11 protein-coding genes are annotated in these 12963 nt (G+C 43.8%); 6 read left to right on the plus strand and 5 right to left on the minus strand.

Going from position 1 to position 12963, the window contains the following annotated elements; all coding sequences use genetic code 11:
- Nucleotides 1-86 precede the first annotated feature (86 nt).
- The 3 genes from KXD93_RS07230 to KXD93_RS07240 all read left to right on the plus strand — a co-directional run bounded on the left by KXD93_RS07230 (nt 87) and on the right by KXD93_RS07240 (nt 2628).
- Entirely contained in the window at nt 87-1487 is a 1401-nt protein-coding gene (locus KXD93_RS07230; protein ID WP_258136299.1) for an MBL fold metallo-hydrolase RNA specificity domain-containing protein, read from the plus strand.
- Between the two features lie 187 nt (nt 1488-1674).
- Nucleotides 1675-2172, plus strand: a complete 498-nt coding sequence (locus KXD93_RS07235) for an Xre family toxin-antitoxin system antitoxin (protein ID WP_258136301.1) — start codon at nt 1675-1677, stop codon at nt 2170-2172.
- 6 nt (nt 2173-2178) lie between these two features.
- Entirely contained in the window at nt 2179-2628 is a 450-nt protein-coding gene (locus tag KXD93_RS07240) for an RES family NAD+ phosphorylase (protein ID WP_258136302.1), read from the plus strand.
- Nucleotides 2629-2730: 102 nt separating this feature from the next.
- On the opposite strand, the gene KXD93_RS07245 is transcribed toward KXD93_RS07240, so the two are convergent.
- A complete protein-coding gene (locus tag KXD93_RS07245; RefSeq protein WP_258136303.1) occupies nt 2731-4302 on the minus strand; it encodes a M28 family metallopeptidase in 1572 nt (523 codons plus the stop codon).
- A 435-nt stretch (nt 4303-4737) separates the two neighbouring features.
- On the opposite strand from KXD93_RS07245, the gene KXD93_RS07250 reads away from it, so the two are divergent.
- Complete coding sequence (locus KXD93_RS07250; protein ID WP_258136304.1) at nt 4738-6159, plus strand: glycogen synthase; 1422 nt, start codon at nt 4738-4740, stop codon at nt 6157-6159.
- Nucleotides 6156-7418, plus strand: a complete 1263-nt coding sequence (locus KXD93_RS07255; protein ID WP_258136305.1) for a glucose-1-phosphate adenylyltransferase — start codon at nt 6156-6158, stop codon at nt 7416-7418. Before KXD93_RS07250 ends, KXD93_RS07255 begins: the two co-directional genes overlap by 4 nt.
- Before the next feature lie 98 nt (nt 7419-7516).
- On the opposite strand, the gene KXD93_RS07260 is transcribed toward KXD93_RS07255, so the two are convergent.
- The 3 genes from KXD93_RS07260 to KXD93_RS07270 all read right to left on the minus strand — a co-directional run bounded on the left by KXD93_RS07260 (nt 7517) and on the right by KXD93_RS07270 (nt 9920).
- Entirely contained in the window at nt 7517-8194 is a 678-nt protein-coding gene (locus tag KXD93_RS07260) for a metal-dependent hydrolase (protein ID WP_258136306.1), read from the minus strand.
- 80 nt (nt 8195-8274) lie between these two features.
- Nucleotides 8275-8625 (minus strand): YbaB/EbfC family nucleoid-associated protein, encoded by a 351-nt coding sequence (locus KXD93_RS07265; protein WP_258136862.1) that lies wholly within the window; start codon nt 8623-8625, stop codon nt 8275-8277.
- A gap of 83 nt (nt 8626-8708) precedes the next feature.
- Nucleotides 8709-9920, minus strand: a complete 1212-nt coding sequence (locus tag KXD93_RS07270) for a serine hydrolase domain-containing protein (RefSeq protein WP_258136307.1) — start codon at nt 9918-9920, stop codon at nt 8709-8711.
- A 113-nt stretch (nt 9921-10033) separates the two neighbouring features.
- Between KXD93_RS07270 and KXD93_RS07275 the strand changes: the two genes are divergently transcribed.
- Nucleotides 10034-10951: a tetratricopeptide repeat protein gene (locus tag KXD93_RS07275; protein WP_258136308.1), complete on the plus strand. Its 918-nt coding sequence runs from the start codon at nt 10034-10036 to the stop codon at nt 10949-10951.
- Nucleotides 10952-11159: 208 nt separating this feature from the next.
- Here the strand turns inward: KXD93_RS07275 and KXD93_RS07280 are convergent, their stop codons facing one another.
- Nucleotides 11160-12908: a S41 family peptidase gene (locus KXD93_RS07280; RefSeq protein WP_258136309.1), complete on the minus strand. Its 1749-nt coding sequence runs from the start codon at nt 12906-12908 to the stop codon at nt 11160-11162.
- Nucleotides 12909-12963 lie beyond the last annotated feature (55 nt).

A 12963-nucleotide genomic window follows, 5' to 3' on the forward strand; every position in this document is an offset into this window, starting at 1 on the left:
CTAAAATTATAACTAAAATATTAGTTTTGCAAGTGTTTGCATATATTTATTTTCCTTTTCAACCTATTTACTATACCAGTATATAAATGAATATAACCTTCCACGGCGCCGCCCGTAATGTAACCGGCAGCAAGCATTTAATCCGCCTAAATGATGGCACTTCTATTTTGCTTGATTGTGGTATGTTCCAGGGGATGGGCGAACATACCGAAGAATTGAATGAGCATTTCGGATTCAACCCCAATAAAGTTGATTACATGATCTTGTCCCACGCTCATATTGATCATTGCGGCCTTATTCCGCGCCTGGTTGCTGAGGGTTTTAATGGCCAGATATTTTGTACCGCTCCCACTATGGATCTTGCGAAAATCCTGTTGATGGATTCGGCGCGCATCCAGGAACAGGATGTGGAATACAGCAATAAACACCGCAGGAAAAACGGCTTGCCATTATTGGAGGCTTTATACAATGAGGACCAGGCCATGGAAGCATTGCGCCTGTTCAAAATTGTTGATTATAACGAGGAATATGTCATTACGCCATCGGTTAAATTTAGCTTTACCGATGCCGGGCACCTGGTAGGCAGTGCGGCTGTGCATTTAACAATTACCGAGGATGGCAAACAAACCGTTATTACCTTCAGCGGCGATGTTGGCCGCTACGGCGATATGCTGCTTAAGAGCCCGCAGCCATTTCCTCAGGCGGATTACATCATATTGGAATCGACCTATGGCGACTCGCTTCACAAAGATGTAGGGGCTATTGAAGACGCCTTATTGGAAGTTGTAAAACAAACCTGTGAAATTAAGAAGGGCAAGCTGATTATTCCCGCTTTCAGCGTTGGCCGTACACAAGAGATCCTGTATGCGTTAAATGCATTGGAGCTAAAGGGCATACTGCCTGATCTGCATTATTATGTTGACAGCCCATTATCTGAAAAAGCTACGAGGGTGCTGATGGATCATCCGGAGGTATACAACAAGGAGGTAACTGAGGTGTTAAAGATTGATGCCAATCCATTCGGCTTTAAGGGGATGAAGTTTATCGAATCGACAGAAGAATCAAAAGCTTTGAATGATGATCCTACCCCCTGTGTTATTATATCTTCATCAGGTATGGCCGAGGCAGGTCGGGTAAAGCACCACATCAAAAATAACATCAATAATCAAAAGAATACCATATTAATGGTTGGCTATTGTGAGCCAAACTCGTTGGGAGGCCATTTGCTGCGCGGCGATCACGAGGTTTTAATTTTTGGTGATAAATATGAAGTAAAGGCAGAAGTACAATCCATAAAATCAATGAGCGCGCATGGGGATTATGAAGATTTGCTGCATTTTATCAGTTGCCAGGACCCCAAAAAGGTAAAAGAAGTTTTCCTGGTGCATGGCGAATATGAGGTTCAGCAGCATTTCAGGCAAAGGATTTTGGATAAAGGGTTTGCCAAAGTGGAGATTCCTTATCAGCATGAAAAGATAGAGATCTAAAATTCCGGGAAATTTAATTTTATTATTCAGTGATCTCTGTGTGTCCTCAGCGGCCTCTGTGTTTAATTTTACCACGAGGCTTCAAAGAGTGGCGCAGCGGACACTGACTTGCGCGGCAAAAGTTAAAAACGGAAAAATTTCTTTTTATTCAGGAAAATTTTCTATATTTGTGTGGGGGATAAATGTTATGTCAGCAAAGAAAACATCAGTTAAGTCAAAAACCGGTGAGCACAAGCCGTACCCGGATGCGCCAATTATATCTGTAGTTAATGATTTTGAAGTGCCATATAATGTTTACAAGCAGTTTTATGCTGATGATATCAGTCTGCTGGCCCGTTCCAAAAAGGGGTTAAGCGCAAAAGCCGCTCTTGATTTTCTTTCCCTATCAGGCTTTACCCAGGATGAATTCCAGGAAACATTTAAAACTACGGTTAAAACCATCCAAAACCACGTAACCCGCGAGTTAACCCTTGATGCAGCTCTTAGCGAGAAGCTCTTAAAGTCATTCTCGCTTTTTGATAAAGGCACTGAAATATTCGGTTCGGCTCATAGCTTTCATCAATGGCTAAATACGCCGGCTTATGGGCTTGGTAATCAATTGCCCTTTGAACTCATGGATACCATTACCGGCATCCAGCTCATCGAAGAAGAACTTATCCGCATTGAATTTGGTGATCTGGCCTAAGCCGATATGCTTGTTTACAGGATAACATTAACCAAATACGCCAATCAACTTGTTGCCTCCGGGCGTGCCGCGCGCTGGAACCCCAACGACGTAGAGATGATCTACACCGCATCATCGCGCTCATTGGCCTGCCTGGAGAATGTTGTTCACCGGGATAAGCTTGGCTTAAGCATGGTATTTAGTATTTTAACTATTGAATGCCCGTCATCCTTAAAAATTAAAACCATTAGTTTAAAAGATCTGTCTGTAAACTGGATCGATTATGACCAAATGACAATAACCCAACGTATAGGTGAGAAGTGGGTAAAGGATAACGAATCGGCTATATTACAGGTGCCCTCGTCGATAGTAAGCGAAGAAGTAAACTACCTTATCAATCCAAAACATACGGATTTTAAGCTGATAAAAATCGTGAAAGCACAGCCCTTTGTGTTTGATAGCAGGATAAAATTATAAAAAGAAAATATCGAACACCGAATTTTGAATATCGAATGATGAAGGTTTTCACTTCATCATTCGATATTGGGCGTTCAATATTCGATATTTAAAATACTCCCCTTAGTTCCTTGCTGGTTGCGGCTTAGGCAATTCCTTACGGGGAATCATTTCATTACGTTGCGAAGTGTTATAAACAAACGACGCTACGATGGTTGCTGCTTGTTTCAAATCATCTTCGCTTAGCTTATCATAGGTGTCCTGGTTGCTGTGATGGGTACGTGAGCCATAGTCAAGCGCGTCCTGTATAAACTGGAAGCCCGGAATACCCACTGCGTCGAACGAAACATGGTCGGTGCTGCCGGTGTTCCTGATGGTAACGGTTGTAGCGCCAAGGTCTTTGAACGGCTCAAGCCAAGCCTTAAATATAGGCCCGGCAAGCGAATCGCCTTGTAAGTAGATGCCGCGTAGTTTTCCGCTGCCATTATCCAAATTATAATAGGCAGAAACTTTTGCCTGTTCAGGTTTTAACTGCATTGTTTTAGGATCGCCAAAGTGGTTGAGCACGTATCCGCGCGAACCGAACAAACCCTGCTCTTCAGAACTCCACAATGCTATGCGGATGGTGCGGCGCGGCTGAAAGTTAACGGCCTTTAAAATACGCATCACTTCAAGCATTACTGCACTTCCGGCTCCATTATCGGTGGCGCCTGTAGCGCCATGCCATGAATCGAGGTGACCGCCAACCATTACGATCTGGTCCTTTAATGTCTTGTCTGTTCCTGGAATTTCTCCTACTACGTCATAACCCTGTAGGTCATCAGTAAAGAACTGTGTTTTTATATCGGCTTCTACCGTTACTTTAATACCTGCTTTAACCAAACGTAAGATCCGCTGAAAGTCCTCGCCGCTGGTTTCCAGTTCAGGCGATACAGCTTTCGCAGTATCTGCATACGATGCGCCATTTGTTGTAAATACAGTGCCGTCGCTGCCGCGGGCTTGGGTTAATACCAAACCGGCTTTTTCTTCGAGCAAAAATTTGTTGATTGCGGTGCGCATGGCCATCGCTTTTTGCCGCGCTAAAAATTGTGGTGAGTTACGGTCAAATGCGCCACCCCGGCGACCGGCTGCTGGTTGTGAAGTAGCTTTAGCCATTTCGTCAAGTTCAGCATCGGTATAGCGAACGCCATCGGCCTTAAATGTTCTTTCAACACCCGGCTTGGTATCAAAGATCACGATTTTACCGGCTAATGTGCCTTTATATTTATCAAGATCGGTAGTGGTATCGGCCTTAACTAAAACCACATCGCCTTTAATAGCGCCGTTTGTTGAAGGGGTCCAGGCTTTAGGAATAGCAATTAAAGCGTGGTAGTATGGAACCGTCATGGCTACATAGTTCTTTTGAACTTCCCAGCCCTTGCCAAACTTACCCCATGCTTCGCGCTTGGCATTTACCATGCCCCAGGTTTTTAGCTCACTTACCGCCCAATCCTGTGCACGTTTTAAGCCCGGCGAACCAGATAAACGGGGACCGGAAGCATCGGTTAAATGAAAGGCGATATCCATCACTTTTGAATGGTTTAGGCCTTCTTCGCGAATTTTTTGCACCATGGCCGGGTCGGGCGTGTCCTGGGCAAATGCTGTGCCCGCAGTAGCTGCTACAAGCAGGCAGGAGTAAAGTAATTTTATTTTCATTCGATCAGTTTTTGGCTATCAAAGGTTAACAAACTAGCTGTGCCCTTAATAGCCTGGTTAATAATGTTGTCAGTTGCTAACAAACTTATTTATTAAAACTTGCAAAACTTAAATTGCCCGTTAACAAAGTTGTTACAAGTGTTAAATATTTTAGGGAACCCGACTATCTGCCAAAATCATCTTAACCTCGCATATTAAATCGGCGATTAGCTGATCAAAACCCGCTTGAGGCATTGTCATTTCCATAAAATCTCAATTAAAAATAGTCGGAAAAATATCAATTTTATAAAAAACGAGCTTTAAGCATTGTATTTTATAAAGGAATGACGGTATCGGGTAAACAAATAATAAAAATTATTTTTTTAAACAGATTATGGGTCCTGGGGTTCTATATTTAAACAATTGTTTGCTTAAATTGAGCCAATAAATTCCCCTATGAGAGTTTTTCACCTAAGCGCTGAATGTTACCCTGTTGCCAAAGTTGGCGGCCTCGCCGATGTTGTTGGCGCACTTCCCAAATATCAAAACCAGTCCGGATTGCAGGCGGCAGTGGTAATGCCATACTATAACCGGAAGTTTGTGCAGGAAAATGAGTTTGATACCGTTTTTCAAAGCTCAACCTTACTGGGCACGCGCCGTTTATACTTTGAAATATTAAAGGAGAAAACCGACAAGCTTGGCTTCGAGCTGTTTTTGGTGAAAATTCCCGGTTTGATAGATCGTGAAGAAATTTATAGCTACCCGGATGAAACCGAACAATTTATTGCATTCCAGATCGCATTTTTAGACTGGATAAGCTACTCGCAGCAATCGCCTGACCTGATCCATTGTCATGACCATCATTCGGGCCTGGTTCCGTTCCTGTTACAACACTCCAAACTTTATACCCGCCTTGCGGCTACGGCAACTGTATTTACCATTCACAACGGCCAATACCACGGGGCCTTCGGTTGGGATAAATTGTCCTATCTCCCTGAGATCGACCTGTCGAAAACGGGCTTGCTTGATTGGGCCGGGGCCATAAATCCATTGGCATGTGCTGTAAAATGCTGCTGGAAGTATACTACTGTTTCGCCTACTTACTTGCAGGAGCTTACTATTAATTCCAACGGGCTTGAGTTTTTATTTTATTTGGAACAGGCAAAAGGGGTTGGTATTATCAATGGCATCGATACTTCAATTTGGGACCCGAATAAGGACCCGATGATCCCTAATAAATTTTCCCTGAAATCGCTTAAGGGCAAACAGACTAATAAGGAGAAACTTTGCGAAAGATTTAATTTATCGCCCGAAAAACCATTGGTGGCATTTATAGGCCGCCTGGTTGTTGAAAAGGGTGCCGACCTTATTGCCACAGCGATGGAGGAGAGCTTTAACGAGCACCCGGGCCAGTTCAACTTTTTGGTTTTAGGCGCGGGCGATAAAGAGATGGAAGCCGACTTGCTGGGGCTTCGGGATTTTTATCCTGAACAATGCAACGTGTTTATCGGTTATGATGAGGCGCTGGCACATTTGATTTATGCCGGGGCCGATTTTTTGCTGATGCCGTCGCGGGTTGAGCCGTGCGGCCTTAACCAACTGTATTCATTGCGTTACGGAACGCTGCCTATGGTGAGGAACACCGGCGGATTGCATGATACCGTGATTGATTTTGGCGATGAAGGCGGCTACGGCATCCGCTATAACCATGCTAGTGTTGAAGATATCTGTCACTCTGTTACGCGTGCAGTTTCGCTTTATGCCAATGAGAAGCACCTGCTGGCGCTAAGAAAAATAATGATGGCGCTCGATTTCTCCTGGGATCGTTCGGCAGCTGAATATATCACCCTTTACGAAAGTTTAAAACCAACTATATGACCTCTAAAGTAATTTGCATTGTTCTTGGCGGTGGCCAGGGTAGCCGGTTGGCTCCGTTAACCACAACACGTTCAAAACCGGCGGTACCAATTGCCGGAAAATATCGTCTTGTGGATATTCCTATTTCCAACTGCCTGCATTCCGGCATCCACCGTATTTATGTGTTAACGCAGTTTAACTCTGCGTCGCTTAACAAGCACATAAAAAACACCTACCATTTCAGCAATTTCAGCGAGGCCTTTGTTGATATCCTGGCTGCCGAACAGACCCCTACTAACGTAGGCTGGTACCAGGGCACTGCCGACGCGGTAAGGCAAAGCTTACACCACCTGGCTGTGCATGATTTTGAGTATGTGCTGATCCTATCGGGCGACCAACTGTACCAGATGGACTTTGAGCATATGATAGAGGAGCATATAAAGGCAAATGCCGATATATCAATTGCAACTATCCCTGTACACGCTAACGATGTGCCTGGCTTCGGCATCCTGAAAACTGATGAAAACAGCCTTGTAACTTCGTTCATCGAAAAGCCAAAAACCAATTTTGAAAGCTGGGCATCAGATGTAAGCCCGCAAATGGAAGCTGAGGGAAGGGTTTACCTGGCATCAATGGGGATTTATATCTTTAACAAGAAACTTTTATATGAATTGCTGGAAGGTAATGATCGTACCGATTTTGGTAAGGAAATTATCCCGCAATCAATAACCGACCATAAGGTATTGAGCTACCAATACGAAGGTTACTGGACTGATATTGGTACCATACCATCATTTTTTGAAGCCAATATTGGTTTAACTGATGATATCCCGCAGTTTAACCTGTTTGATAAGCACCCTATTTATACCCGCGCACGCATGCTGCCGCCGTCGAAAATGTCGGGTACACATGTGGATAAGGTTATTGTCGCCGACGGATGTATCATTAATGCCAGCCAGATTACCCGTTCGTTAATAGGGATCCGTACGCGCATAGGCTTTGAATCGATTATTGAGAATTGCTACGTAATGGGCAATGATAATTATCAAACATTGGAGCAAATTACCGAATCGCATGAAAGCCAGTCGCCTATAATGGGTATTGGCGACAGGTGTCATATCAAAAACGCCATTATCGACAAAAATGCGAGCATAGGGGATGATGTGCAGATTAACTGCGGTGAAAAACTGGAAAACGGCGACTACGGCGCTTATGTAGTCCAGGATGGAATTGTGATAGTGAAGAAGCGGGCGATTATTCCAAACGGAACGATAATCTAGTCCGGAAGTCGGAAAGTCAGTAAAGTCCGAAAGACGAGAAGTATTATAGATGAAAAAGCCAGGATGTTTATTCCTGGCTTTCTCGTTTTTAGCTGTTGTTACAGATCTACGCTTTCGCCAAGTTCCGGCATTTTTATATTGATGCCGGCTTTAATAAATTTTGCCTCTGCTTCCTTTTTATCAATTACTATTACCGGGAACGTGTCATAATGCATACCGATAACATTTTTGCAATTGATAAAGCCGGTAGCTTTTATGGCATCGTCTACACCCATGGTATAGTTATCGCCGATAGGCAGGTAAGCCCAATCCAGGTTTTCGTCGGCAAGTAGCTTCATGTCGTAAGTAAGGGCTGTGTCGCCCGCATAATAAATGGTTTTTCCGTCCAGATATAGCACAAACCCTGCAGGATTGCCACCCGGCGAACCGTCAGGCATGGTGCTTGAATGGATGGCATTTACCATTTTCACCCGGCCGAAATCAAAATCAAAGCCACCGCCAATGTTCATACCATGGGCGTTGTTTATGCCATGCTTGCCCAGCCAGTTTGCAATTTCGGCAATGCAGATGATCACCGCGCCGCTGCTTTTTTGAATTTCAATCAAATCAGCCACATGATCGCCATGGCCATGCGATACTAAAATGTAATCGGGTTTTAAGCTGTGGATATCAATATCCTTAGCCGCTGGGTTTGGGGTAATAAACGGATCGAATAACAGTTTTTTTCCTCCTGCCTCAAGCATAAAGGTCGACTGTCCGTAAAAGGTAGTTTTCATAGAATATTTATATTAAATATAAAACTTTTTCAATAACAGGATACCTTGAAATTCCCTGCAAGGTTGCCACGCCAATTTGTTTAAAACAATCCGCCAAGTCCGCCAAACATATCTTTGGTCATGGCAGCCATTTCGCTTTGGCTTACATTGTCTGCCTGCTCCATAGCCTTGTTTATGGCTATAACTAAAAGCTCTTCCAATTGTTCCTTATCAGCATCCTTAAAAAAGTCGTCATCAATAGTCACCGACTGGATCACTTTATTGGCATTAGCGCTAACAGTGATTTTACCACCCTCGGCACTGCCGGTTACTGTAATGGCATCAAGCCTTTGTTTTACTTCGCCCGCCTTTTGCTGGGCCTGCATTAGTTTATCGAACATAGCTGGTTGGTTATTGTTGTAAAAGTTGTAGACGTTGGAGTTGTTGTAAATGTGAGCAAATGTATAAAGTTGATATGATCTTTTCAATTCAACGTCTTTAACACTTACAACAACTACAACCTTTTCAACCCACACTAATCATCACTCGTATCGCCATTACCATTATAAGCACTTTTGCGCACTAAAGGCATGCCGGTAACTTTAAACAGATCATCCAGTTTTAACAAGCTCCCGTTTGAAAGGTTTGTGAGCAGTACAATGGTAATGTCATCTTTAATATCGCGCAGGTAGATGTGGCGAAATCCGTGCCACCAGCCGGTGTGGTATATAACCTGTTTGCCCGGCGCCTCAAAGATCCGCCAACCGTAGCCATAGCTGAAATGCCCATGAATCATTGGATTGCGGGGCACATAAGCCGAGTCCATAGTGGCTTGTTTTAATAGCCGTCCACTGCGCAGCGCCCTGTCATACAGCCAAAGATCGCCAACGGTACTATAAACTCCTTTGTCGCCAACCGGCCCATCCAAAAAATTCTGTACAACTGAGTATCGCCATTGCCCTCTGTCGTGCCCAACTACATCCACCGGGATCTTGTCATAAACCGCCTTTGAATATACTGCGGTATTCAACATTTTTGCCGGTTTAAAAATATGAGCCTGCACAAAATCGGCATATGACTGTCCGGTTATTTTTTCAATAATCGAACCCAGCACCATAAAGTTGGAGTTGTTGTACAAAAACCTGGCGTTGGGTTTATTAAACGGGCGGGGTTTATATTGCGCTATCAAAGCCATTTCCTCAGCGTTAGTGATGCCCTTTTTTTGGTTCAGGTGCTGGCTGCGGTAAAGGTCGTCGGTGAAATAAACATAATTCATCATCCCTGAGCGGTGGGTAAGCAGCAGCCTGATAGTAACCCCGTCATACGGAAAATCAGGGAAGTATTTTTTTACGTCGTCGTCAAGCTTCAACTTTCCCTGCTCCATCAGCATTAAAATGGCGGTGCTGGTTATGGTTTTAGTTACGGATGCCAGCTCAAATTTCGAGCTTATCTTCAGGCTGTCGCGGTGCAGGTAATCGGCCCAGCCAATTGCTTTTTCGTATATTATTTTGCCATGTTTGGCAACCAGCACGTTGCCGTTAAAGCCGCGGGTTTTATGCAGTTGCTGCATTACCTCATCAATTTTCTTATCGGCATTCTTAGGATTATAAGCCAAAAATGCATTGGCGTCAAAGGGAGCATCCGGGCCGGGAAGTTTTACAGTTTTATCGTTTTGCTTAGATGAACAGGATGATAAAATAAACAGGAAATATGCGGATAATAGAAGTGGCTTGAACAATAATCTCATAAATAAAAATCTCTCACATGGTAAACGTGGCAAAAGTCAGAAATTATACAGCAGGAATAAAGCAATGTTTTAATTATTTTTTCTATTAGTTAATAGTCTTTATAATTTTAGGCATGAAATATTTAAGATATCTGTTCATAAGCCTTATTATATTTACAGCATGCAGCAAAGCATCTGCTCAAAATACCGACGAGGCACGCGCGCTGGTTAAAGAAGGTGTAAAGTTAAACGATGAAAAGAATTATGCAGGGGCCATTGAAAAGTATAACCAGGCGTTAAAAATAGATACCGGCAATTTGTTTGCTGATTACCAACTGGCAAATTCCCTGTTTTTATCGGGTAAGGGAGCAGATGGTATTCCATACCTGCAAAAGGTAGTTAAAGGTGATACCAAATTAAATGCGGCGGCCTATGATCTCTTAGGGCTGATCTATTTTAAAAACAAGCAATATGCTGAAGCGGAATCGGCAGCTATTGAAGCCATAAAGCTCGATCCCAAACATGCCAGCTCACAACGGATGTATGCCCTGGTTAGTTTCCACCAAAATAAACGGGCGCAGGCTTTGCTTGGCTTTTGCAGCTTTATTTTGCTGGAGCCGAATACCCCCCGTAGTGCTGAAGCTTATGGCAACATCCAGCATATTTTACAGGGCGGCACACTAAAACCCGAGCCGGGCGAAATGGTATCACATGCTATTGAAGTTAATGTAAATGCACTTAACCAGGCCATAACACAGGCTGTAGCCGGCTTTAGCAAAAGAAGATACGCCAGTCAGGGTGATCTGTTAGCTGCCGAGCTAAAGGCCATATTTACAAATATGGGCCAGTTAGCAGAAAAGCAAACGGGGAATGATTTTTTCAGAAAATATATGGCGGCTTATTTTTTTCAAATGGCGCAATCGCCAAATGTACCGGCACTTGCAAGGATGGTGGGCTCAAGTGTTCCTGAAAGTGCCAAATGGATAAAGGACAACCCGCAACAAATGACTGATCTGGATAATTGGGTGAAAGGGACGGAAAGGGGATTTTGATTCTTTGACCCATAGGGTCTACCGCTTTGTAGAAAACCGGAAAAATCTTTTTTTGCCTCGTAGAGGTTACCCCCGCTACATTTTTTGATTTTGCAAACGGGCTAAGTGAAGAAGATGGGTAACCTCTACGAGGCAATAAATCCCAATTAAATTTCTTCTACAAAGCGGTAGACCCGCTGGGTCATTGATTTAGCAATGCTGAAAATGCCTATTGGTCGTCAGAATCTGCATCCACCGCTTTTTTTGCAGCCATTGCCAATACGGGTTTGCCAATCACCTTATAATTGCCCTCGCCTTTAAGAATTGAGGCCATCATCTCCTTATCCTGCATCACCTTTACGGCCTGCGCCAATTCCTTGTCGTACTTAAAGTTCGATTCGTAGCGGCCTTTTTCGTAATAATAGCGTGCGGTAATTTCGTTTTCAAGCACTTGCTTTATTTCGTCCTTGTGTAGTTGCAGGTCGTTCTTTTTGCTGGCCGCCATTTTGGCTTTTAGCGCATCATACTCCGATTGGATTTCGCCGAACTGCTTTTCTTTAGTTGCCTCTGTTTTTAACGATGCCAGCATTTTTTCTGACGCAGTATTATAGCTGTAGTTTTTGCCATCAAGATATTTTACAAAATCTGCGTAGTCCGCGTCGCTAAAAGTGTATTTCTTGCTGTCATCAATGCTTGGATGCGTATCGCGGTAACGGTTGGCGTAATCAAAAACAAGCAGTTTGCCCACCAGCGCCTGGGTGATATTGGCAAAGCGATCCTGCTTTACAAAAATATCAGGGTAGATGCCGCTGCCGTCATAAACAGAGCGGCCATTCTTTGTTTTAAATTCGTGGATCAGGGAATCGGCAACCTTTACTACGGTTCCGTCATCCTTGCGGTGGGTGTAGTCGATCTCCTGGATACAACGGCCCGATGGCACATAATATTTAGCGATGGTGATTTTTACAAGGCTGTTGTACGGGAGATTGAAAGTTTGCTGAACCAGCCCCTTGCCATAGCTCCGCTGACCGATGATAATGGCGCGATCCAGGTCCTGTAATGCCCCGGCTACAATTTCGGACGCCGAAGCGGAGTGGCTATTTACCAGCACAACCAGGGGTAAGTTTGGCTCAAGTGGATTGCTAACCGTATTATAGGTAAAGTTCTTTTCCTTTATTTTGCCTTTTTGCGATACTACCTCAACATCCTTTTGCACAAACAGGTTAACAATTTTCACGGCTTCCTGTAAGATCCCGCCGCCATTTGAGCGCAGATCGAGGATGATGCCATTAGGATTGTTTTTTTTGATGGCTACAAGGGCATTGGTAACCTCGTCGGCCGAGTTTTCTAAAAATTTATCCAGCTTTATGTAGCCCATATTGCCATCAACCATACCCGAATAGGATACGTTTGGCTGTTTGATCTCGTCACGTACCAGGTTCTTTTCAACAGGCTTGGGGTCACTTTCGCGTTTAACAAGCAACCTGATGGTAGCCCCCTTTGAGCCCTTCAGCAACAGGCTTACCTGGTCGTTGTTTTTCCCGTCAAGCGGGATGTCGTTTATCTTAACCAGCTGGTCGCCGGGGCGAATGTCAGCCTTTTGTGCAGGAAAACCGGCAAATACATCCGAAACAAATACTTTTCCGCTGCGCGAAAATATACCTGCGCCTATGCCGCCGTATTGTGTGCTAACATAGTGTAGCTTATAGTCTTCAATTTCCGATTCTGGAACAAACTCGGTATAAGGGTCAAGATTATCCAGCATAGCGTCAACGCCGGTCTTGATCATTTTTGATGAATTGATATCATCAACGTAGTTAATATTAACTTCTTTGTATACAGATGCAAAAACATCCAGGTTTTTTGACAGCTGGAAGAGATCGTCCTTAAAGCTAAATGTACCCAAAGCCAGCAGTGCCAGGCCGGCAAAAAACAGCTGTCGTTTATATTTACTCACGGTCACTTTACCCTTATTCATCCTAAAACTTATTTAAAATATAAAACTACAAAAAAGTAAAATAGCTTTCACTATT

This window comes from Mucilaginibacter phenanthrenivorans, assembly GCF_024721155.1.
GTDB lineage: Bacteria > Bacteroidota > Bacteroidia > Sphingobacteriales > Sphingobacteriaceae > Mucilaginibacter > Mucilaginibacter phenanthrenivorans.